Here is a 22,490-nt window from a genome sequence, read left to right on the forward strand (position 1 = left end):
CATATTGCAGGACTTCATAACTCTGATGCGTTAGTCAGGCAGTGTTCATAGAACGCCCTATCCTCGGCGGACAAAACGAGGCGATTGAATCCCGGCCAGCCTTGTAACTGCGCGACCGCCAAGTTCCATGCATCTTTGAAATAGCTGTCATCAAGAGTATGCCGGTCTAAGTCGTGAAAAAGGATAAGCCTCGCGATCCAAAGGTCAGCTAATTTTTCGCGGCCATCTTCGGAGAGCCCAACGATGAAAAGCCCCTCATCGTCCCAGACTAAGCAACCCTTCAGTGCTTCGTAACCGGGTTTCAAGCTTGGGTTGTACTCAAGACTCTCGATTAGCTGGCGGTCTTCAGCGCTGAAATACATCTTTAATACTCGCTGATAGGAGCTAATGATAGGCATGATCCACGCAGCGAAGCGAAGCCGGGCTGATGCGTTGGTTGGGCTATCATTTCAGAAATTCTGAGATTTCAAGTGCTGCCGTACTAAGAGTTACACCGACAAAGAGCCACGATGCACCAATAGCAGAAATGTGTACTCCACCAGTACCGGTTGCTTCAAGTTTACTATGAAGCGAATCAACTTCCGATTGTCTCTCGCGTTCCTCGTTTTTCAGAGCATCAGAAACTTTTCGGAACTCGTCATCCATTTCCTTTTCAGTTCCAGTAATTCGCTCATGAATCAAAGTGATATTTCGCTCAAGAGATGCAATGCGATCCTCAATAGTAGGGTTTGTACCAGGGTTATGAGTTGAGTGGGCCCGTGCTTTTCCGGTCGTAAGAAAGCCCGAACCCGAAACAGTAGCTGTATATTGTCGTCGAAGTAGTGGAAACCCTGTTAACCAGGATTTTGCCTTAGCAACAAAAGAAGGTTGCCCGAAGAGAACTCTTGTTTCAGATATACCCCAAATGACGGTGGCAATCCCAAGAATTTGAAGTGCCAGACCTGTGATGCGAATAACCGGCTCCGGGGTATTTGGCCGAAGAGATATGATGAGAGCGACTAAAATCACACCTACCGAGAACCAAGTGTAGCGAGCCTCAGCCAACCAAGGCCTAATGGCTTTAATTCGTGAGATATTTATTTGCATGGGAACCCTTTTCTATATTCCTAACAAATGATTGGATAGTTTTCGTATATCTACCAAGAAACTTGCATCCTCCTAATAAGTCTTTGATAGGCAAGGATTCTCCCTTTTTGTATATCATTCAGCTCGTACTTATCAGGGCTTTTAGAGGTTGTGATGCGACAACTTCGGCGGGCGTTCGAAGCTCTGCTGGTCGCTGTTGGATTCGGTCGAGTCAATTATTCAGTTGCCCGAGAATGCCGAAGCCAAGTCCTTGGGACGGCAATCTTATCCGGAACAGGCGTCGCTTCAACGCTTTACTGACACGGTGATTTGGTTGGAAATAATTTCCTTGAATTCATTGTAGGGGCGATTTTAATCGCCCAAGGCGAATGAATTCGCCCCTACGGGATATTCGAATATCGGGAACTTATTTGTCACGGAACCTTAGTGCGCTTACAGTTTTTTTACCGCTTCGGCCACGATGTCCATTAACTCCGCGCCGCCATTTTCAAGATAGGCAACGATCTGGTGGCGCATGCGCGGTTCCCAGAAATTTCTGATGTGCTGCTCCACGCCTTGAATGGCGAGATTTCTGTCGGGTTCGGATTTAAAAAAAGCGCCGATGTTATTGGCCATTTTGATCAAATTGCTGTTGTCCATGAGTTACGCGACCGATTCTTGAAAATGTTGTAAACGATGAGGGTGAGTATAGATGACGTGATTGTCATTGCGGGCGAAGCCAATTAGAGTCAGGCCGCATTCTTCGGCCAACTGTATCGCCAGTCCGGTGGGGGCCGAGATGGCCGCCAGCAGGGTGATGCCGACGCTGGCGGCTTTTTGTACCATTTCATAACTGGCGCGGCTGGTGACCAGCAGCCAGCCCGCATCAAAATTGCAGCCGGCCTTGGCCAGCGAGCCTATCAATTTGTCCAGGGCATTATGTCGGCCCACATCCTCGCGCACGGCAATGATGCCGCGATCAGGATCCAGCCAGGCGGCGGCATGCACGGCGCCGGTCAATTGGTTCAGGATTTGTTTGCCGGGCATTTCCCGCAAGGCGTTAGCTAATAACTCGGCATCCAACGGCAAGCCTATACCCACCGGTTTTGGCGGGCGGATAGCTTGTTCCAGCGTGCTGGCGCCGCACAGGCCGCAACCGGTGCGGCCCGTCATGTTGCGGCCCTTGCCATGCATGTTTTCGAAACGTTGTTCCGGAATGGTCATGCGCACTTCAACGCCCTTGGAGCGCTGTACCACTCTGACTGATTGCAGTTCAGCCGGATGCGGAATGATGCCTTCGGTCAGGCTAAAGCCCAGCGCAAAATCCTCCAGATTTAATGGCGTGGCCAGCATCACCACATGAGGAATGGTGTTGTAGACCAGCACCACCGGTACTTCCTCGGCCACCGAATCTTCCTTGTTCTGATGGGCTGGGCCGCGCCAGACATCGTAATGACCTTTGCGGTAACTGCTCCAGCCCAACTCACTGATTGCATCCATATCCAAGATTGCGGCTTATTCGTCCGCCGAGATACGGTTTTCCAGCAGTGACAATTGCTTGTCGGAGAAGCTTTGGTATTGCTGCTGCCATTCCGACGGTTGCGCGACTTTGGCGACATGCACGGCGGTTACCTTGTATTCCGGACAATTGGTGGCCCAGTCCGAGTTGTCGGTGGTGATGACGTTGGCGCCGGAATGCGGGAAGTGGAAGGTAGTATAGACCACGCCCGGTTGCATGCGGTCGGTGACCCGCGCGCGCAACACGGTCTCGCCGGTACGACTCTTGACGCCGACCCAGTCGTCATCGGCGATCCCCAGAACTTCGGCATCGTGCGGATGGATTTCCAGCTTGTCTTCTCCGTGCCAGGCGACATTGTCGGTACGGCGAGTTTGGGCGCCGACGTTGTATTGCGACAGAATCCGGCCCGTGGTCAGAATCAGCGGATATTTACTGCTGGTGCGCTCTGCGGTGGGGATGTACTCGGTCAGCAGGAAACGGCCCTTGCCACGCACGAAATGATCGGCATGCATGATGGGCGTGCCATTGGGTGATTCATCGTTGCAAGGCCACTGTATGCTGCCCATTTCGTCGATTTTCCGGTAGCTGACGCCGGCAAATTGCGGAGTCAGGCTGGCAATTTCGTCCATGATTTCCGACGGATGGCTGTAGTTCATCGGATAACCCAACGCATTGGCCAAATCCTGGGTGACTTGCCAGTCTTCCTTGCCTGCCAGCGGCGTCATTACCTTGCGCACCGGCGAAATACGGCGTTCGGCATTGGTAAAGGTGCCGTTTTTCTCCAGGAAGGAAGAACCCGGCAAAAATACATGGGCAAACTTGGCGGTTTCATTGAGGAATATATCCTGGACGACGATGCATTCCATTTCCCGCAAGGCATGATGCACATGGTTGATGTCGGGGTCGGACTGAGCGATGTCTTCGCCTTGCACGTACAAACCCTTGAAGCTGCCTTCAATGGCGGCAGCAAACATGTTGGGGATGCGTAGGCCGGGTTCCGATGCCAATTTGACGCCCCAAGCGGCTTCGAATTGGGCGTGAACTTGCGGGTCGGATACATGGCGGTAACCGACGAATTCGTGCGGGAATGAACCCATGTCGCAGGAACCTTGCACGTTGTTTTGACCGCGCAATGGATTGACGCCGACGCCTTCGCGACCGATGTTGCCGGTGGCCATCGCCAGATTGGCGATGCCGATCACGGTGGTCGAGCCTTGGCTGTGTTCGGTAACGCCCAGGCCATAGTAAATCGCGCCATTACCGCCGGTTGCATACAATCGAGCTGCGCCGCGAATGGTCTCGGCGTCGACGCCGGTTAATTCGGCGACGGCTTCGGGCGAATTTTGCGGCAGAGCGACAAAAGTTTTCCATTTATTGAAGGATTCGACATCGCAACGCTCGCTGGCGAACTGTTCGTCGGCCAAGCCTTCGGTGACGATGACATGAGCCAGGGCGGTGACCACGGCGACATTGGTGCCGGGACGCAGTTTCAAGTGATAATCGGCTTTGACATGCGGACTGTTGCGCACGAGGTCGATGCTGCGCGGGTCGATCACAATCAGTTTGGCGCCTTGGCGCAGACGACGTTTCATCATCGAACCGAACACCGGGTGGCCGTCGGTCGGATTGGCGCCAATCACCAGTATCACGTCGGATTTTAATACCGAGTCGAAGGTCTGGGTGCCGGACGATTCGCCGAAGGTGGTTTTCAGGCCGTAACCGGTCGGGGAGTGGCAGACGCGGGCGCAAGTGTCGACGTTGTTGTTGCCGAAGCCGGCGCGGATCAGTTTTTGCACCAGATAGGTTTCTTCGTTGGTGCAGCGTGACGAGGTAATACCGCCGATCGAGTCTTTACCGTATTTGGCTTGCAGTTGTTTGAAACGGTCGGCGGCGAACTGGATGGCTTCTTGCCAGCTGACTTCGCGCCAGGGATCGGAAATCTTGTCGCGCACCATTGGCGTGGTGATACGGTCTTTGTGGGTGGCGTAACCGAAGGCGAATCGGCCCTTGACGCAGGAGTGTCCGTGGTTGGCCTGGCCGTTTTTATCGGGCACCATGCGTACCAGTTGTTCGCCTTTCATGTCGGCGCGGAACGAGCAACCGACGCCGCAATAGGCGCAAGTGGTGATGGTGCTGTGTTCCGGTTGGCCGAGATCGATCACGGCTTTTTCCATCAAGGTCGCGGTTGGGCAGGCTTGCACGCAGGCGCCGCAGGAGACGCATTCCGATTCCATGAACGGCTGGTCCTGGCCCGGAGAAACTTTGGAGTCGAAGCCACGGCCATCGATGGTTAGCGCGAAAGTGCCTTGCACTTCCTCGCAAGCACGCACGCAACGCGAACAGACGATACATTTGGCTGGATCGAACGCAAAATAGGGGTTGCTGGTGTCCTTTTCGCTATCGAGGTGATTTTCGCCTTCGAAACCGTAGCGTACTTCGCGCAGACCGACTTGGCCGACGGTATCCTGCAATTCGCAATCACCGTTGGCCGCGCAAGTCAGACAGTCCAGAGGGTGGTCCGAGATATACAGTTCGGCGATCCCGCGCCGGATATTGGCCAGTTTGTCATTCTGGGTGCAGACCTTCATGCCTTCGGCAACCGGTGTGGTGCAAGAGGCCGGATAGCCGCGCGCGCCTTCGATTTGCACCAGACACATGCGGCAGGAACCGAAAGGGTCGAGACTATCGGTGGCGCACAGTTTGGGGATGCTGATTCCCGCTTCGGCGGCTGCGCGCATCACGGAGCTGCCGGCATTGACGGTCACCTGGCGGCCGTCGATCTCCAGGGTGACTTGATTTTCGGACGGACTGGCGGGTGTTCCGTAATCGATTTCTATATTGGCTGACATGAGCTACCTCCGGGTGATCGATCAGGCTTTGGCGGCTGGAAGGCCAAAGTCTTCGGGAAAATGATTCAGCGAACTCAACACCGGATAAGGTGTCATGCCGCCCATCGCACACAAGGAACCGTACATCATGGTGTCGCACAAATCGCGTAGCAGTACGGTATTTTTGTCTTTTTGAGTGCCGTCGACGATGCGGTCTATTACCTCGACGCCTCGGGTCGAACCAATCCGGCAGGGTGTGCACTTGCCGCAGGATTCTTCGACGCAAAACTCCATCGCATAGCGGGCCATATCGGCCATATTGACGCTGTCGTCGTGGACGACGATACCGCCGTGGCCCAATACCGCCGAAATCGCCGCGAAAGCTTCGTAGTCTAGTGGTGTGTCGAACTGGCCTTCATGCAGATAGGCGCCCAAGGGGCCGCCGACTTGCACGGCACGGATCGGCCGGCCGCTGGCGGAACCACCGCCGTAAGCGTAGAGAATTTCGCGCAAGGTCATACCGAACGCGGCTTCGAACAAACCGGGATGTTTGATGTTGCCGGCCAGTTGCAGGGGTAGGGTGCCGCGCGAACGGCCCATGCCATAGTTTTTATAGTATTCGCCGCCCTTGTCCAGAATGACCGGAATCGAAGCGAGTGAAATGACGTTGTTGACGACGGTTGGTTTACCGAACAAGCCGACGATGGCGGGAAGCGGTGGTTTGAAGCGGACCAGGCCGCGTTTGCCTTCCAGACTTTCCAGCAACGAAGTTTCCTCGCCGCAGATATAAGCGCCGGCACCGCTGCGCACTTCCAGATGGAAGGTCTTACCGCTGCCTTGAATGTTTTCGCCCAGATAACCGTTTTTATACGCGGCTGCTATCGCTTGGTTCAGTGCAACCTTGGCATGCGGGTATTCGACGCGCAAGTAGATGTAACCTTGAGTCGCACCGACCGCCAAGCCGGCGATGGTCATGCCTTCGATCAGTACGAAAGGGTCGCCCTCCATGATCATCCGGTCGGAGAAGGTGCCGGAGTCGCCTTCGTCGGCGTTGCAGACGATGTATTTTTGCTCGGCGGGTGCGTTCAGCACGGTGTTCCATTTGATGCCGGTCGGAAACGCCGCGCCGCCGCGGCCGCGCAATCCGGAATCGGTGACGTGCTTGACGATGTCGGCCGGTTGCAGAGCCAGTGCGTTTTTCAAGCCGCGATAGCCGTCGTGAGCAATGTAGTCATCGATATTGACCGGATCGGTCAGGCCGACGCGGGCGAAAGTCAGGCGGTTTTGATTTTTGAAATAAGGCAATTCTTCGATATTGCCCAAATACAGCGGGTGCTGTTTACCTTCCAATAATCCGGTTTCCAACAAGGAGGCCACATCTTCGGCTTGAACAGGTCCGTAAGCGACTCGGCCTTGGTCGGTTTCGACCTCGATCAGTGGCTCCAGCCAAAATAACCCGCGCGAGCCGTTGCGGACGATTTCGATCTTCAAACCTTTAGTGTCGGACAATTGTTGCAAGGTGGCCGCTACTTTTTCGGCACCCAGGGACAGCGCGGTGGAATCGCGGGAAATGAATACACGGCTCATTATTTGGCACCTTTGCATGCGGCTAACAGTTGATCGAATTTTTCCGGAGTAACACGGCCATGAACTTCGTCATCGATAGTGATGGAGGGCGAACATGCGCAGTTTCCGAGGCAGTAGACAGGCTCGAGGGAAAAATGTTCATCGGAGCTGGTTTCGTGGAAATCGATACCCAGGGTTTGTTTGGCGTGACTTTCCAGGGCCTTGCCGTTCATGGCTTGGCAAGATTCGGCTCGGCAGATGCGGATGGTATGTTTGCCTGGCGGCGTGGTGCGGAAATAATGATAAAAACTGATGACGCCATGCACTTCGGCTTTGGACAAATTCAACGACCTGGCAATGTCTTCTACCGCCGCCGACGGGATATAACCCAGCGTATCCTGAATGCCGTGAAGGATAGGAAGCAGATTGCCCGGCATGGTCCGGTGGGCATCCAGTATGTCAAGCACGATAGGTTTTTGGCTTTGGTAGTCTTGCATCATGGGCTCTGTAAGTAATGATGAAATGTTCAGCGAGCTATTTAATCATGAACAAACGCGCATTTGCAATGCAAGGTAACGCCTCAATCCCGCGAATTACCTAACGTTTACGTGGTTTTTTAAGGGCTTACAGGTTTGGTTTCAAAAAAGGCAACAATTAATTAATCGGAAGGGCTTTACTTTCAAATGATAATCGTTATCATTAGTAGCCATTCATCAGAGAGTTTGGTTCGCGAGGTAGCTATGTACGTTTGTGTGTGTAAAGCCGTTACCGATAATCAAGTGGTTCGGGCAATCGATCAGGGTGCTTGTACGCGCAGACAGTTGATGCAATGCACCGGTGCCGGTGGGGTATGCGGGAAATGTACGCAAAGCATCAAAAGTTTGCTGGATGAGAGAGTGTGTCGGCAGCGGACTATGCAACAGGCTTAGGCCGTTGGTTGGTCGGCGAATGCATTTACATTGGTAACCGGCATGGGATTCGTATTCTGAGCGGATACGGTTTGAAAAAGCAGGATGATCAAGCCATCCTGCTTTTTGTGGTCGCTTTATTGAGCCGGAACTGCTTCGGGCTTGGCGGGTTCCACGGGAGCAGGTGCCGCTTCAGTAGTGGCTGGGGCTGCTTGGGTTGTGGTATTTTCAGCGGCTGGTTGAGCTTCGCTGGCTGGTTCGGACGCAGCCGGAGCGGGTGCTTCGCTAGGTTTTGCCTCGGCCGGTTTTAATTCGGCTGGCGGTAAAAGCACTTCGACTTTTGCGCTATTGCGCAAGTTTTCTATCATGGTCTGGGCTTTTTGACGTTGCAGCATTGGGCGGATTTGCTCCTTGACTGCGTCAAACGGAGGCGGAGTCAGCGCCCTGGCTTCTTCTCTCAAGATAACGTGCCAGCCGAATTGAGTTTGTACCGGTTGTTTGCTGTATTTGCCGTTTTCCAGCGCGACCACGGCTTCCGAAAAGGGTGGGACCATGCGGTCAGCGGTAAACCAGCCCAGGTCTCCGCCTTCGGCACCCATCGGATCAATCGAGTGTTTTTTGGCCAGGGCCTGAAAGTCCCCGCCTTTTTCCAATTCCTCGATGATTTTCTTGGCTTCATCCTCGGTTTTTACCAAAATATGGCGGGCCTTGTATTCTTCGCCCATGTTTGCCATTTTGGAGTCATATTCGGCCTTGATTTCTTCTTCGGTCACCGGGTTGGCTTTTAAATAATCCTGTAAAGCGGCTTGAGACAACAATGAATTTTTCACGGTTGCCATTCGCTCAATCACTTCGGGTGATTGATCCAGTTTCTTTTGCAGAGCTTGTTGAATCAGCAATTCGCGCTGGATCAGCTCTTCCAATAATTGTTCCTTGGGGAAGGATTGGCCTTGGCTACGCTCGGCAATTTCTTTTTCCAGGGTTTCCAAGGTTTTTTTACTGATATAAACGCCATTGACCGATGCGACCGCATCTTGCTTGCTGACGGTGGGGGCGGCGGCAGCGGGTGTTTCCGGTTTTTCGCAGCCGGAGACCATGGCGGCACCGGCCAGAATCAGTGGGATGATTTTTATTTTCATTGATTAATTTCCTTTACTGTTTTCGGAGGGGGTTAAGGCGTTAATACCAAGCGCATGGATTTCATCTTTCATCATGTCGCCTAATATTTGATAAATCAGTTGATGTCTTTGTACCAGGGATTTGCCTTCAAATTTTTCGGAAACCAGGGTGACATTGTAATGACCGCCGCCTTTGTTGCCGGCATGTCCGGCGTGGGCGGCACTATGGTCAATAATTTCGATTAAATCCGGCTTAAGAGCTTCTTCCAGTTTTTGTCTGATTTGGGTAGCGGTCATTGTGGAAATACTTGTTTGAAAGGTTTGACGGTAACGCGAGCATATACGCCCGCATCGATATAAGGATCGGCATCGGCCCATAGCCGGGCGTCTGTCAGGCTTTGGAAGTCGGCAACGATCAAGCTGCCGCTAAAACCGGCCTCGCCGGGGTTTTCCGCGTCGATCGCGGGATGCGGGCCCGCCAGGATTAGCCGACCTTGGTTTTGTAAATCCTGAAGTCTTTGTAAATGAGCGGGACGGGCGGCCAGGCGTTTTGCCAGGCTATCGTTCGCATCTTCACTGATGATGGCGTAAAGCATTATTTTTTGGCCTCTGTTTCCGGGGCATATTTATATAAAAACGCCATTTGGATCACGATAAAAGCCACCATCAAGCCGGGGACTCCGAAGGTTTTGAAACTGACCCACTCGTCGGTGCTGTAATGGTTCATTACATAAAGGTTTACACAGCCCACGCCAATAAAAAAACAGGCCCAACTCAGATTTAACCGTTTCCAGATGCGGGCGGGTAATTCCAGATTGGCGCCCATCATGCGTTCGATGAAGGTTTTAGGGCCGATGAATTGGCTAGCCAAGAAAGCGCCCCCAAATAGCCATTCGATAATGGTCAATTTCCATTTGATAAATTGTTCATCCTGCAGGTAAAGCGTTGCTCCCCCCATCACCAGGATCAAACCCAGCGTAATCCATTGCATGGTTTCTACTTTACGATACATCAGCCAATAGCTGATGACTTGAATAATGGTTGCCGCAATCACAACCGCGGTGGCGATGTAGATGTCGTAAAGTTTATAGGCAATAAAAAATAGAACAATAGGGAAAAATTCTAAAAATGGTTTCATCTAGGGTTGGGAAGCAATGGAAAGTAAAAAATTAAACGTAAATATCGAGATGGAAAAGGTCGGCGGCAAGTTCGGTCTGAATCGGTTGGTTACGGGCTTCGGCGTAGGCGATTAACGCTTTAGCCGTGCGGGAGCTACCGGATTGCTCGTAACTGTTGACTTTATTCAGCTCACTTTTGTCCAGGGCCGCCTTAACTTGCTCCGGGGTCGAAACCGGTCCGGTAAGTTGCTGATTGTTGGAGGAGCCAGCATTGGCTTCAGCCGGGTTGGCTGGATTTTTTTCAAAACGATCCGGCTCCGGTTTGATGTAACCGATACGATACGACGCCAGCGATGAACTGTGTATGGTGTTCACAAGTTAGTATTAAACGCACGGATAAATAATCGCCAATTGTAGATTCTTTACTTTCAAATGTACATGAGGCGAACGGCTTTACTGATAAAATGCAAATTTTAGGAGGAAGTTGATGCAAGACAAAACTATTGAATTTGAGGCTGCCGCATTCAGACGCTTAGTAGAGCATCTGCGGCTACACACCGAAGTACAGAACATTGAATTGATGATTCTGGCCGATTTTTGCCGTAATTGCTTGGCTAAATGGTATGCGGCGGCGGCGGCCGATCGTGGCGGCGACGTCACTTACGAGCAAGCCAGGGAAATCGTCTACGGCATGCCTTACAGCGAGTGGAAAGAGCGCTATCAAACCGAGGCTACGGCGGAGCAATTGGCCGCTTATGACGCCAAACAAAAAGCAAAAGCGCAATCATGAGAGCCGATTATAGTCTTGATGCGATGTTCTCCGGGATCATCGGTCATGAATACCGGATGTTGAAACAGATTTGCCCATCCGCTACCGAAATGAGTCAGCTGGTCGGGGGTGAAGTTGGTGAATACTGCCGGACCAAAGCCTACCCGCTGACCGTGGTTGAATTAGGCGGCGGTACCGGTATCACCACATTGTCCCTGTTGTCGGCCGACGACCGGCTACGGCTGCTGAGCGTCGATAATGAGCCGACCATGCAAAACCAGGCAAGGCAAAGTCTACAGGATTGGGTCGATGCTGGCCGTTTGCGGTTTTCCGGCGATGATGCCTTAACCGCCTTGAAAAAACTGGACGACGACAGCGTTGATCTGGTGGCGTCGGCTTATACACTGCATAATTTCGAAGCCGGTTATCGGGAACAAGTTTTGCATGAGATATTTCGGGTACTAAAACCCGACGCTCGGTTTGTCAACGGCGATCGCTATGCCTTGGACGATGTCGCTACCCATACGCGCAATACTCAGCTGGAAGTGGCTGGCTATTTCAAGGTCTTGACTGAAATCAATCGTCTGGATTTATTGGAACATTGGGTTATTCACCTGTTCAGCGACGAGTCCGAGAATCGCATCATGCGCGAGTCCGTGGCCATGCAACAGCTGATCGCCGCCGGTTTTAAACAAATTCAGTTCAAGATGCGTAAAGATGTGAATGCTCTGATGACTGCGGTTAAATGACAAAAAGCTGTCGGGTTTCGTTTTTGAGATACATGATTAGGGTGCGAGGTTAACAATGGCTGAGTCTAAAAACGATAAAAAACCAAAATCACAGGGTAGTTTTGCCGATGATCTGGATTCGATGCTGAATCTCGATGAGACGAACGAACAGCAAGTCGGGCTGATTGACGATGACGAGGCTATCGATCGATTATTGGTCGGCGATGTGTTTCCGGAGGAAGACGAGAACGCCGAGTCTGGCGGGTTAAATGACATCGACCAGTTGCTTGCCGAGCAAGTCGGCAAGGATCAGTCGTTGGCGGCGGAATACGATGAATTTGGCGATGATGTCGACGATATTATCGCCGAGATTAATATCACGCCCAAGCCCAAGAACGAACCGGATGCGGACGAGATAAGTCCGTTCGATCAGGTTGATGAGGATGAGCATGTCGATCTGAGTCCATTGGAAAGCGTGGAAGAGATCGATGAGTTTGCTGACACCGCCCCGGCCTTTCCCGATTTCAAGGCCGATCCCGTTCCTCTAAAAGACGAACTGGAAAACATGGCTGAAATTGATGAGTTTTCCGATGTGCCTGGACAGTTTAACCGCGACAATGCTGATTTCTTGCTGGCCGATTTCGATATTTCAGCGGATGACCATATCGATAGCGCCGCTAAATCGGCCATCACCGCCGATCTTGAAGCGAAAGTCGAAAGTCTTGATGCAGATCTTGCAATACACGCTAGCGAGCGGGACATCGAGGCCGAGCATGACGACTTTGCCGCGGACATTGGTGAGCCGCTAGCGGAAACGCCGAAAACCGTCGATTTATCCGGTATCGATACGGCTCAAGCCGACGGCGCCGTGCGGACTATGCCTGAAAAGTCCGGCGCGATAATCGACCATGGCGCTGAACTGGCGGGGTTAAGCCGTCAAATCAACGATTTGAAAAAACAGCAAACCTTGGTCAAGCAGGAAATTCAGCTCAAAAGCAATAAGGATGAACTGAACGCCTGCCTGGATAGCATCGATATGCTAAAGACCGAGCAAAAGAAAGCCAAGCGCAATTTCGATGCACTGGCCAATAAAAAACCGCTATCCGCTTATGTAGCCAATGCCATTGCGGGCGTGGCGCTGATCGTCGGAGGCGGATTGGGCTTTCAGGGCTATATCGCCAAGTTGCAGGTTAGCCAATTAGTGGAGCACATCGGTAAGTTGCAGGAACAGATTAGTAGCGCGCCGGCCGCCGATGCCGCCGAAACGGAAATGTTACGAAAACAACTGGATGAATTGACCTTGGCCAATACGGTTACGGCCAATCAGCTTGCCGATTTAACCAAATCCCTTCAAGGTGGTGGCGATACCGGCAAACCGGCCGGAGATTTGGCCAAACACCTGAGCGACCTGAGTAATCAGGATATGCAAATGGGGGCCGCGATCGAAGCGTTGCAGAGTAAACTGGCGGCCTTGGAAAAAGGCAAAGTCGGCTCGGCGCCGAAACCGGCAGTTCAAAAGCCGCCGGCGGTTCAGGAAAATTGGATAGTCAATTTGGTGGCATTCAAGCAAGATTGGTATGCAAAGCGCAAAGCCGAGGAATTCACGGCCAAGGGCGTGCCGGCCAGAGTCGACAAAGCTGTGACCAAGGGTGAAACTTGGTACCGGTTGGTGGTCGACGGTTTTAAAACCCAATACGAGGCCGCGGCTTACGCGGCGCGGGTCAAGAAAACCCTTAACTTGGATTCGGTCTGGGTTGCCAAAATCAAAAATTAGCCGGTAGCTTCCATGCAGCAGAATCAGAAATTGGTGGTTGCGATCTCTTCCAGGGCCTTGTTTAATCTGGATGAATCGCATGCGATATTCGAAACTCAAGGCAAGGAAGCGTTCTGCCGTTATCAAATCGAACACGAAAACGAAGTTCTGCAACCGGGCTTTGGATTCCAGTTGGTGAAAAAGTTTCTCGATATCAACCAGGCCTTTCCGGCTCAACCGTTGGTGGAAATCATCCTGTTGTCGCAAAACAGCGCCGACACCGGGTTGCGGATCTTCAATTCGATCAACCACTACGGTTTGGCGATTAGCCGGGCGGCGTTTACCAGCGGGGTATCGCCTTATGAGTATATTCCGGCCTTCGGGGCTCATCTTTTCTTGTCCGCCAACGGCGAGGATGTCAAAAAAGCGCTGGCGGCCGGCTATGCCGCCGCAACCATCGTCTCGGGTTCGGGCAGCAATGCTTCGAATCAACTACGGATTGCCTTCGATGGCGATTCCGTGCTGTTTTCCGACCAGTCCGAGCGCATCTATCAACAGCAGGGGCTGGCCGCATTTGCCGCCAATGAGCGAGATCAAGCACACAAGCCCTTGTCCGACGGGCCGTTGAAAGAGTTTTTGAGTGCTTTGCATCGGATTCAGAACCATTTCGAGCCGGAGGTTTCTCCGATTCGCACGGCTTTGGTGACGGCGCGGGCGGCACCGGCGCATGAGCGGGTGGTGCGGACCTTGAGAGCCTGGGAAATTCGTATCGATGAAGCCTTGTTCTTGGGCGGCATGCCGAAGGGTGCGTTTCTAAAGGCGTTTGGCGCGGATATTTTCTTCGACGATCAAAAAGGTCATTGCGAGTCGGCCGAAATGCATCAAGTCGCTTCGGCCCATGTACCGCATGGGATTACGAATCAAAGCTGAATTTGAAACGGGCAAAATAAGCGTTGCTCTCCAGGCAGGCCGTCAAAATCAATGAGTGGCCTATCGATAATTGAATTTTACCGCCGACGTTGTATTTGCCGCTGGCTAAAAATACTTGCGGGTGTTCACTGTCTTCGCCAACAATGATGGCATGAGGAACAATCGCGTTTTTAGCCAGGCTGTAGATGGTGCATTGGCCGGGTACCATTTCCAGCAGAACGTGATTGGCATTGGAAAGATCGTTGAAGTTTTGTTGGCGGATGATAGCCAACGACACCGGATGTTGCTCTTTATACAGTAAGGCAAGATCGCCGGTGCTACAGTCGAGCCCGCGGCTTTCGGCAATCTGATAGAGTTTGTTGGGGGTTTTCAACACATTGACCGATTTGCCGACGCTTTGTTGTTTGGCGGAAAAGGGCTGGTCAAGGGCCTCGAAAACATTGCGTTGATGTTCCAAGGGTACCAAGGATAAATCCCGTTTCAGGCTTTTCTCGCCAGACAAGGAGCTGAGTTGCTGAATCTTGACTAATTTATTCAGTTCCTGCAAATAGTTGGTTATCCCGCCAAAACCCAAAATCAATTTCGAATAGGACGGCAGGCCGGGAATAATGGATCCGAAGACTTGATGATAGCCACTCAGGAACAGCGCCAGTTTGTTTTGGGTGCTTGGGGGCAGCTTGGTCGCAATGCCTCCCAGTTGTAAGTCATGGCTGATCCGCTGACTGTCGATTGCAATATAGCCCTCGGGTAGGGATTTGTTGGTTTTCCTAACCGGGCAGGGCGGCAGTTCGTCGTTCAAATCCCAGTAAAACCCGAAATTCCAGGCCTGGCGATCGCTGGTGATTTCCAGCAGATCGGCGTGTTGATTGGCGAGCAGGAAAAACTGGTTGATTTCTTCACGGCTAAACTGGTTGGGCATCAAAACACTGAACAGCAGATTGCGTTTGACGACGGTTTCTATCGTGGTTTGCGACTTGAATTCGGCTAACTTTGTCGCTTGGCTGGTATTTAAACAATCGTTTGTGCTGGCCAGTTTGAATAGCGCTGCGGATTTTTTCCAGAGCGTGGCGGACGGCGCTTCGTAAAACAGGCTGTAGCTGCGAAAACAGATGCCGATTAACTGCAAGGCATAATAAATCGCCGTTTGTAAATCCGTCCCTTCAAGTGTGTTGCTTTCCGCTAATTGGCAAAAAAGCAAACCCAGTTGTCTGGGTAATTGCATGCTCAATTTTCCAAGCTTATACGCCGTGCCCGAGCTACTCGGCTCATTGCTTGCCGAGGCCGATAGGCTGCCGGAAAAATGCAGGGTTAGCGGGGTTAAATTGGTCAAAAGCGCTAACAATACTCCGGTCTGGCATTTTTCGTCCTTGAGTTGTTTCAGAACTTGATTCAATTGATGGGCGGCTTGGGCATGCGGCAGCTTGCTCAAGGAATCCAGCCAGCCGGCTAACGCCTCTGACGTCGGTTCAAACGGTAAATTACGGTTGGCTGTCATTGTTATTCTTTTTTAAGGTCTGTCATATACCGTGCAAGTCTAGCCGAAATAAGTTTGATTATGAAAACAGAACTTTAGACTAAACATGATCAAGGCATAATAATGCGCCGGTTTTTACATCCTACAATAGACAATGACTCGAATAATGCAATGGAAATGGGAAATGGTAGCGCCGTTGTTTGGCGTTATGCTGACACTGGCATTTGCGCCTTACGATTATGGTTACGCCGCATTAGTGGCGCTGGTATTTTTTTATTCGGCCTGTCTGAATCGGCCAGTTAAACGAGCCGCCCTGATCGGCTATCTTTTCGGTTTGGGTTTATTCGGCTCAGGTATCTGGTGGGTCTACATCAGTATCCATGATTTCGGCGGGGCCGATCCTGTCAGTTCAGGTTTCTTGACGTTGTTGCTGGTGGCTTTATGGGCGCTATTTCCGGCGTTGACGGCGGCGTTGTCGGCAAAAGTGTTCGGCATGGCGGGTGCCTGGTTCAGGGTCTTGGCGCTGGCCTTACTTTGGGTGGCCGTGGAATATTTTCGCGGCTACTGGTTGTTAAACGGATTTCCCTGGTTGCAAATCGCTTATAGCCAGTTGGATACGCCGCTAGCCGGCTATGCGGCCGTCAGTGGTGTCTATGGTGTCGGATTTTTGTTGTCGGCTTCGGCCGCCGCGTTGGTTGAAATAGGGCGCGGCAAGTTGCCGCCATGGCCGGGCTTGATATTCCCCGGCTTGATTTGGGGCTGCGGCTGGATTTTGATGGGCGTGCAATGGACCCAGGCGGTTGGCGAGCCGATTAACATCACATTGGTGCAAGGCAATATCCAGCAAAATCTAAAATGGCTGCCTAATCAAAAGTTGAATACCTTGACGCTGTATCAACAACTGACTAATCGGCATTGGGACTCCGATGTGATTATCTGGCCGGAAACCTCGATTCCGGTCTTTTGGTCGGAAGTGAAGGATTTTTATCTGGAGCCATTGGCGGCGACGGCGCGAGAAAAGGGTGTGGATTTGGTGGTCAGTCTGCCGGTCGAAGGTTCTGGCGGGGAATATTACAACAGCGTGATGACTCTGGGCCGGACCCAAGCCTTGTATCACAAAAATCATTTATTGCCATTCGGCGAATATCTGCCGTTGCAGCCCCTGTCGGGTTGGGTCTTGGACCGATTGCAAATTCCGCTGGGCAATTTTGCCGCGGGTGGCGACAGACAGCCGCTGTTGCAAGCCGGCGGCCATGCCTTTGTCACCACTATTTGCTATGAAGACGCGTTTGGCGAATTGGTCATTCGGCAGGTGGAAAAGGCCGCTTATCTGGTCAATGTCACCAACGATGCCTGGTTCGGCGACACCTCGCAGCCTCATCAACATATGCAAATGGCCCGGATGCGCGCACTGGAAACCGGGCGCTATTTGCTGCGCGCTACCAACACCGGTCTGACCGGATTCGTGCTGCCCAACGGCAAGATCGCTAAACAAGCGCCGCTATACACGACAACCACCGTGACCGACAGCATCATCCCGATGGCCGGCATGACACCTTATGCTCAATTGGGCGACCAGCTTTTGTTCGCCGGCATGAGTTTGTTGGTGTTGGCCGTGCTTGGGATTAGCCGCTATTCGAGCCGGAATCAAGGTTTAAGGCGCAAGATTTTAACCGCCGCTCGAGCTAGCCACTTGGTTTAGTCCGTCAAATGGACATAAGCCGGAAAGGTTTGCAGGCGATTGTCATTCAGCGCTTCGCCCACCGTGAAGTGATACAAACTCTGCCAAGCATTATCCTTTAATCCCAAAACCCCATGCACTGCGTCGTCGAAGAAGCAACCGATGCCTGTGCCCCTGACGCCGGCCGCCTCGGCTTCCAGATATAAAATCTGTCCGATCAGGCCGCATTCCCAGAACAAGCGCCGGTAGCGCCAGGCTTCGGCTTCAACATTGCTGGCGAAGCGGGCCAGCATGCCCAGGCTGAAAGCGCTGTCGCTGGCAATCGGTTGATGGCAGGATAGGGTTTTGGCGGCTTGGCGCACATTGCCGGGAGTCAGTTGATAAAACTCGAATGGCGCTTCGGCTTTTTGCCAGACGAACTCGGCGGAAAAGGCCTGCCTCAGTTCCTCTATATCGCCGGCCTCCCGTGGCAGCAGATATAGCCCCGGCTCCATTTCGGCCACCCGGTGCACGAATAGCACTATATGCACTTGAGCCGGCCAGTTCCAGGCGCTGAACGGCGGTTTCGCGCTGGGCAGCAGTGCCAGTAGCATGCGTTGAAAATCCGCCAGCGGCAACGGTTCGGCCTTGCCGTTGAAATGCTGGGCGCTACGGCGTTGGCGTATCAGACTACTGGCGGCGCCGTTATGGCTGGGTATCGGTAGTTCCGAAACCGGGGCTTGCCAACGTTCGGCCGCGGTGACCGGTTTTTGCGCCTGTTGCGAGACTTCCTCGATGATGGGCCAACGGTAAAAATGCCGGCCGCTCAGTTTGTCGGCCGTGCCGAACCATTCGGCCGATTGTAGGATTTGCGACAATTGCTCGAAATCCAAGCCCGATACGGCTTGGTGGCCAATATGCAGTCGGCAGAACAGATCGGCCGCTTCATGCTCACTAGCGACAAAGTCGCCTACTCGATCCAGCCCCAGCCAGCCGGCGATCTGGCTATCGCCGGCTTCGCCGCACAATTCCAACGACCAGCCCAGACAGGCGGCGGCGTAACTCAAGGCGGCCAGGGCGTGGCCGATGTCGTGTTGGCAATAACGGAACGCACGTTCGCCGTATTTCCAGGCTTCGCGCCAGTGTATCGATGACAGGCCTATGTACAACTCGGATTGCAAATCGCCGGCATCGAAGCGGCAGCGGCGTTCCAATAGATGGTCGCGGCTGACGTAATGATAGACACCGGGCTGGAGTAGGGCTGAATCGGTGCAAAGCAGATAAGCCTCGGTCGGATGCAGGTTGCCGCTGGACGGATTGCAGCGCAAGGCCCAACGGTCCGGGCCGAATTGTTTCCAAGCCGACAAGCCGAACGACAATTCCAGCAGCAGGCCCAGATTCGCCAACGTCAACGGCCGTGGGGCAATCCGCTCGGGTTTGTCCAAATCGGCGAACAGACAATCCAGTTCGGTGCCGGGTGTCGGCAGTTTCACCGTCTCGCAGCCGCTGAAACGCCGAAACGGGTTGGGTTGGTCGTCCCAATCCAGGGATTCCGGACCCTTGGCGTAAGCGTTGAGTTGGTGTTTGCTGCGGTTGTGATATTGAATGACTGCGTTGGGGTCAGTGGTCATGGCGGCTGGTTAAATTAGGGGAATACGATACAGAGCCTATCAATCGGCGGCTTCGGAAACAGACGGAACAGGCTCTGCAACGGTGCAATATCCAAGATCACGGCGCAGGCACACAACCTGTCCAGAATTATCCATGGCTAACCGACCTATAGCACTGCCTCCGGCGCAGCGATCGGGAACATGCGCTTCTCTACGCCGGATTGCCCGGACGCCAGCGAAGATCAGCATGGCGCCGAGTATGGTTGCGGCCCAATCGATAAATTCCATTCACTTTCTCCGGAGGAGTATGAGATTAGAATAGACGATGCTCGCTTGCGCCGATGATTTTATTCGTTTAGGCAGTCATTTCCGGCGCCATCAAATCCTCGATCCAGCAGCCGATCGGCCGCCCCAGATTCAATTCCTTGTCTTCGAACCGTACCAGAAACACGCTACGGCCTGGATCTTCTTCCACATAGCCTTTCATCACGATCACGCCGCGAGTGCCTTCCTCGGCCAGAACCTCGCCTTCCTCGCTTTCGGGCATGCTGCCGTCATCGACGATGGTGTGCGCGGCATAAACCACATCGCCTAAATCCAAGTCTTCTATGTTCATTTGATTCTCCTGTGCGTAATTTGTAGCAAAACCGACAATAACAGATGGATTGTTATGAAACGGCTTGCCCATTGAGGGTGGCCGGCTGCCTTGATTCGAATAAATACAGTGGCTTAGCCGGTATTTTCTCGCATGGCATGCTGGTTGCTTTAACTGTTTACAAGATCAATGCCAACCCGTTCAGGAGATTTAAAAATGATTACATTAACCGAAAGCGCCATTCAGGCCGTGGGCCGTTTTATCAGTAGTTCCGACAAGCCGACCGGCGGGTTGCGCATCGAAGTGACCGATGGCGGTTGTTCCGGCTTGTCTTATGGAATGAAGTTGGAAGCGAAAGAAAATCCGGATGACAGCGTGATCGATTGCGGCGCGGTCAAAGTGTTTGTCGATCCGCTCAGTCTGCCCAAGCTGGACGGTATGTCCATCGATTTTGTCGATAGCCTGGAGGGCTCGGGCTTTAAATTTACCAATCCCAACGCGGTTAAAAGCTGTGCCTGCGGATCATCATTTACCACCGGCGAGAGCGGCGGCACCCCAAAAACCTGTTCTTAAGAACTCGAGGAAATAGCTATGTGGGATTATTCAGATAAAGTTAAAGATCATTTTTTCAACCCGAAAAACGCCGGTGCGGTGGAAGGGGCCAATGCGATTGGCGAAGTGGGTTCCATCAGTTGTGGCGACGCCCTGAGGCTGACCCTGAAGGTGAATGAAGAATCGGAAGTCATCGAAGATGCCGGTTTCCAAACTTTCGGTTGCGGTTCGGCGATTGCATCGTCATCGGTATTAACCGAAATCATCAAAGGCATGACGCTGGACGACGCCTTGAAAGTCACCAACCAGGACATCGCCGCCGAATTGGATGGCCTGCCGCCGGAAAAAATGCACTGTTCGGTCATGGGCCGCGAAGCGCTGCAAGCCGCCGTCGCCAACTATCGGGGCGAGGAATGGAAAGACGATCACGAAGAAGGCGCCTTGGTGTGCAAATGTTTTGCCATCGACGCGGTGATGATCGAGGAAATGGTTTGGGCCAACAAACTACGCACGGTCGAGGACGTCACCAACTTTACCAAGGCCGGCGGTGGTTGCGCGGCTTGCCACGAAGACATCGAAGCTATTTTGGAAAAAGTCTTGAAGGAACGCGGCGAAAGCTTCGATCCGAGTGCGGCGCCGATCGAGAAAGTCGAGGCCAAGGCCGAGAAAAAACCGCTGACCAATCTGCAACGCATCAAGAAAATCGAGGAAGTGCTGACCGCATTGCGGCCGCAATTGATGGCCGACGGCGGTGACGTCGAGTTGGTGGAAGTGATCGGTAATACCGCCTATGTCAACATGACCGGCGCTTGCAACGGTTGCCAAATGGCGGCAATGACTATCGCCGGCATTCAACAGCGCCTGATGGAAGTATTGGGCGAATTCATCAAAGTGGTGCCGGCTTCGCAAATGCCCAGCAGCGAATTGGTGAACATCAAGGAGGCCGGTCATGCCTGATATTTATCTGGATAACAACGCCACCACCAAGGTGGACCGGGCGGTGGTCGATGCGATGATCCCGTATTTTACCGAACAATTCGGCAATCCGTCCTCAATCCACCGTTTCGCCGACGGCGTGGCCAAGGCGATCAAGAAGGCTAGAGGCCAGGTGCAGGAATTGTTGGGCGCCGAACACGATTCGGAGATCATCTTTACCTCTTGCGGCACCGAGTCGGATTCGACCGCGATTTTATCGGCGATCAAAGCCCAGCCCAACCGCAAGGAAATCATCACCACGGCGGTCGAGCATCCGGCGATTTTGAGCCTGTGCGATTATCTGGAAAAGGAAGGCTATACCATACACCGGATGCCGGTGGATAAGTGCGGCCGCCTGAATCTGGAGGCCTACAAAAATCTGTTGTCGGATCAAGTCGCCATCGTCTCGGTGATGTGGGCCAACAACGAAACCGGCACCATTTTTCCAGTCGAGCAAATGGCCGATATGGCCAATGCCGCCGGCGTGATGTTCCATACCGATGCGGTGCAGGCGGTCGGCAAAATTCCGATGATGTTGCAGGATACCAAGATCGATATGTTATCTCTGTCAGGACATAAGCTGCATGCGCCCAAAGGCATAGGCGTGTTGTACTTGCGCCGCGGTACCCGCTATCGGCCGTTGTTGCGTGGCGGACATCAGGAGCGCGGCCGCCGGGCCGGCACCGAGAACACCGCGTCCATCGTCGGCTTGGGCGTGGCCTGCGAACTGGCGATGCAGCACATGGAGTTCGAGAACAACCAAGTCAAGGCCATGCGCGACCGGTTGGAACGCGGCATCGTCGAGCAAATCCCGCATTGTTTTATTACCGGCGATATGAACAACCGTTTGCCGAATACCACCGATATTGCTTTTGAATACATCGAGGGCGAGGCGATTTTGATGCTGCTGAACAAGGCCGGCATCGCGGCCTCCAGCGGATCGGCTTGTACTTCGGGTTCGCTGGAACCGTCGCATGTGATGCGGGCGATGGACATTCCGTACACCGCCGCTCACGGCACCATCCGTTTCTCGTTTTCGCGTTACAACAGCATGCACGAAGTCGATGAAGTGTTGAAGGTGATGCCGGATATTGCCGCCGCCTTACGGAAGTTGTCACCCTACTGGGATAGCAGTATCAACGCCCCGGTTGCCAATCCCGAACAGGCGTTTCAACCGACTTACGCCTAACACATTAGGGCGATAGAAAAAGCCCGTATTCGGTAAATGCCGATACGGGCGGCTATGGTCGCGCTACGCCGCAACCATCTTCATCCCATGGACGCCTGTGCAAGTCGATCCGGTAGCTCGATTGATTTCGCGC

Annotated in this window: 25 protein-coding genes; 9 read left to right on the forward strand and 16 right to left on the reverse strand. The window is 53.0% G+C overall.

Features of this window, described 5'->3' with window-relative positions; genetic code table 11:
• Positions 1-14: 14 nt before the first annotated feature.
• From IVG45_RS01670 to IVG45_RS01700, 7 genes are all read right to left on the reverse strand, one after another.
• Positions 15-398: a hypothetical protein gene (locus tag IVG45_RS01670; RefSeq protein WP_196436168.1), complete on the reverse strand. Its 384-nt coding sequence runs from the start codon at positions 396-398 to the stop codon at positions 15-17.
• 46 nt (positions 399-444) lie between these two features.
• Entirely contained in the window at positions 445-1,086 is a 642-nt protein-coding gene (locus tag IVG45_RS01675; protein WP_196436169.1) for a hypothetical protein, read from the reverse strand.
• Between the two features lie 432 nt (positions 1,087-1,518).
• Positions 1,519-1,725 carry a formate dehydrogenase subunit delta gene (locus IVG45_RS01680; RefSeq protein ID WP_196436170.1) on the reverse strand — a complete coding sequence of 69 codons (207 nt, stop codon included), beginning with the start codon at positions 1,723-1,725 and terminating at the stop codon, positions 1,519-1,521.
• A gap of 3 nt (positions 1,726-1,728) precedes the next feature.
• Positions 1,729-2,565: a formate dehydrogenase accessory sulfurtransferase FdhD gene (gene fdhD / locus IVG45_RS01685; protein WP_196436171.1), complete on the reverse strand. Its 837-nt coding sequence runs from the start codon at positions 2,563-2,565 to the stop codon at positions 1,729-1,731.
• A 15-nt stretch (positions 2,566-2,580) separates the two neighbouring features.
• Positions 2,581-5,433: a formate dehydrogenase subunit alpha gene (gene fdhF, locus IVG45_RS01690; protein WP_196436172.1), complete on the reverse strand. Its 2,853-nt coding sequence runs from the start codon at positions 5,431-5,433 to the stop codon at positions 2,581-2,583.
• Between the two features lie 21 nt (positions 5,434-5,454).
• Positions 5,455-6,999: a formate dehydrogenase beta subunit gene (locus tag IVG45_RS01695; protein WP_196436173.1), complete on the reverse strand. Its 1,545-nt coding sequence runs from the start codon at positions 6,997-6,999 to the stop codon at positions 5,455-5,457.
• Positions 6,999-7,475 carry a formate dehydrogenase subunit gamma gene (locus IVG45_RS01700; RefSeq protein WP_196437892.1) on the reverse strand — a complete coding sequence of 159 codons (477 nt, stop codon included), beginning with the start codon at positions 7,473-7,475 and terminating at the stop codon, positions 6,999-7,001. Before IVG45_RS01700 ends, IVG45_RS01695 begins: the two co-directional genes overlap by 1 nt.
• A gap of 243 nt (positions 7,476-7,718) precedes the next feature.
• On the opposite strand from IVG45_RS01700, the gene IVG45_RS01705 reads away from it, so the two are divergent.
• Positions 7,719-7,907: a (2Fe-2S)-binding protein gene (locus IVG45_RS01705; RefSeq protein ID WP_196436174.1), complete on the forward strand. Its 189-nt coding sequence runs from the start codon at positions 7,719-7,721 to the stop codon at positions 7,905-7,907.
• A 116-nt stretch (positions 7,908-8,023) separates the two neighbouring features.
• Here the strand turns inward: IVG45_RS01705 and IVG45_RS01710 are convergent, their stop codons facing one another.
• The 5 genes from IVG45_RS01710 to IVG45_RS01730 are packed head-to-tail and all read right to left on the reverse strand — an operon-like array spanning position 8,024 to position 10,497.
• Positions 8,024-9,025: a peptidylprolyl isomerase gene (locus IVG45_RS01710; RefSeq protein WP_196436175.1), complete on the reverse strand. Its 1,002-nt coding sequence runs from the start codon at positions 9,023-9,025 to the stop codon at positions 8,024-8,026.
• 3 nt (positions 9,026-9,028) lie between these two features.
• Complete coding sequence (locus tag IVG45_RS01715; protein ID WP_196436176.1) at positions 9,029-9,301, reverse strand: BolA family protein; 273 nt, start codon at positions 9,299-9,301, stop codon at positions 9,029-9,031.
• Complete coding sequence (locus tag IVG45_RS01720) at positions 9,298-9,600, reverse strand: YciI family protein (protein WP_196436177.1); 303 nt, start codon at positions 9,598-9,600, stop codon at positions 9,298-9,300. Before IVG45_RS01720 ends, IVG45_RS01715 begins: the two co-directional genes overlap by 4 nt.
• A complete protein-coding gene (locus IVG45_RS01725; RefSeq protein WP_196436178.1) occupies positions 9,600-10,142 on the reverse strand; it encodes a septation protein A in 543 nt (180 codons plus the stop codon). The genes IVG45_RS01720 and IVG45_RS01725 overlap by 1 nt, the downstream gene beginning before the upstream one ends.
• A 31-nt stretch (positions 10,143-10,173) precedes the next feature.
• Positions 10,174-10,497 carry a hypothetical protein gene (locus IVG45_RS01730; RefSeq protein WP_196436179.1) on the reverse strand — a complete coding sequence of 108 codons (324 nt, stop codon included), beginning with the start codon at positions 10,495-10,497 and terminating at the stop codon, positions 10,174-10,176.
• A gap of 112 nt (positions 10,498-10,609) precedes the next feature.
• Between IVG45_RS01730 and IVG45_RS01735 the strand changes: the two genes are divergently transcribed.
• From IVG45_RS01735 to IVG45_RS01750, 4 genes are read left to right on the forward strand one after another with little or no spacing between them, the layout of a single operon-like run.
• On the forward strand, positions 10,610-10,912 hold the full coding sequence (locus tag IVG45_RS01735; protein ID WP_196436180.1) for a DUF1244 domain-containing protein: 303 nt from the start codon (positions 10,610-10,612) through the stop codon (positions 10,910-10,912).
• Positions 10,909-11,640, forward strand: a complete 732-nt coding sequence (locus tag IVG45_RS01740) for a class I SAM-dependent methyltransferase (protein ID WP_196436181.1) — start codon at positions 10,909-10,911, stop codon at positions 11,638-11,640. The genes IVG45_RS01735 and IVG45_RS01740 overlap by 4 nt, the downstream gene beginning before the upstream one ends.
• Positions 11,641-11,695: 55 nt before the next feature.
• A complete protein-coding gene (locus IVG45_RS01745) occupies positions 11,696-13,393 on the forward strand; it encodes an SPOR domain-containing protein (protein ID WP_196436182.1) in 1,698 nt (565 codons plus the stop codon).
• Between the two features lie 12 nt (positions 13,394-13,405).
• A complete protein-coding gene (locus IVG45_RS01750; protein WP_196436183.1) occupies positions 13,406-14,302 on the forward strand; it encodes a 5'-nucleotidase in 897 nt (298 codons plus the stop codon).
• Here the strand turns inward: IVG45_RS01750 and IVG45_RS01755 are convergent.
• On the reverse strand, positions 14,286-15,797 hold the full coding sequence (locus IVG45_RS01755) for a hypothetical protein (protein WP_196436184.1): 1,512 nt from the start codon (positions 15,795-15,797) through the stop codon (positions 14,286-14,288). The two genes, IVG45_RS01750 and IVG45_RS01755, sit on opposite strands and share 17 nt — an antisense overlap.
• A 145-nt stretch (positions 15,798-15,942) precedes the next feature.
• On the opposite strand from IVG45_RS01755, the gene lnt reads away from it, so the two are divergent.
• Positions 15,943-17,478 carry an apolipoprotein N-acyltransferase gene (gene lnt, locus IVG45_RS01760; protein WP_230874718.1) on the forward strand — a complete coding sequence of 512 codons (1,536 nt, stop codon included), beginning with the start codon at positions 15,943-15,945 and terminating at the stop codon, positions 17,476-17,478.
• Here the strand turns inward: lnt and IVG45_RS01765 are convergent.
• The 3 genes from IVG45_RS01765 to IVG45_RS01775 form a co-directional block, all read right to left on the reverse strand.
• Positions 17,475-19,067, reverse strand: coding sequence for a SagB/ThcOx family dehydrogenase (locus IVG45_RS01765; RefSeq protein WP_196436185.1), 1,593 nt, complete (start codon positions 19,065-19,067; stop codon positions 17,475-17,477). The genes lnt and IVG45_RS01765 overlap by 4 nt on opposite strands.
• Before the next feature lie 39 nt (positions 19,068-19,106).
• A complete protein-coding gene (locus tag IVG45_RS01770; protein ID WP_196436186.1) occupies positions 19,107-19,334 on the reverse strand; it encodes a hypothetical protein in 228 nt (75 codons plus the stop codon).
• Between the two features lie 67 nt (positions 19,335-19,401).
• On the reverse strand, positions 19,402-19,662 hold the full coding sequence (locus IVG45_RS01775) for a nitrogen fixation protein NifZ (RefSeq protein ID WP_196436187.1): 261 nt from the start codon (positions 19,660-19,662) through the stop codon (positions 19,402-19,404).
• Positions 19,663-19,857: 195 nt separating this feature from the next.
• Here IVG45_RS01775 and IVG45_RS01780 point away from each other — a divergent pair, with 195 nt between their 5' ends.
• From IVG45_RS01780 to nifS, 3 genes are read left to right on the forward strand one after another with little or no spacing between them, the layout of a single operon-like run.
• Entirely contained in the window at positions 19,858-20,214 is a 357-nt protein-coding gene (locus IVG45_RS01780) for a HesB/IscA family protein (RefSeq protein WP_196436188.1), read from the forward strand.
• Positions 20,215-20,232: 18 nt separating this feature from the next.
• Positions 20,233-21,150: a Fe-S cluster assembly protein NifU gene (nifU, locus tag IVG45_RS01785; protein WP_196436189.1), complete on the forward strand. Its 918-nt coding sequence runs from the start codon at positions 20,233-20,235 to the stop codon at positions 21,148-21,150.
• Positions 21,143-22,357 (forward strand): cysteine desulfurase NifS, encoded by a 1,215-nt coding sequence (gene nifS, locus IVG45_RS01790; RefSeq protein WP_196436190.1) that lies wholly within the window; start codon positions 21,143-21,145, stop codon positions 22,355-22,357. Before nifU ends, nifS begins: the two co-directional genes overlap by 8 nt.
• Positions 22,358-22,490: the final 133 nt, after the last annotated feature.

Source organism: Methylomonas sp. LL1 (genome assembly GCF_015711015.1).
In the GTDB taxonomy this organism is placed as follows: Bacteria; Pseudomonadota; Gammaproteobacteria; order Methylococcales; family Methylomonadaceae; genus Methylomonas.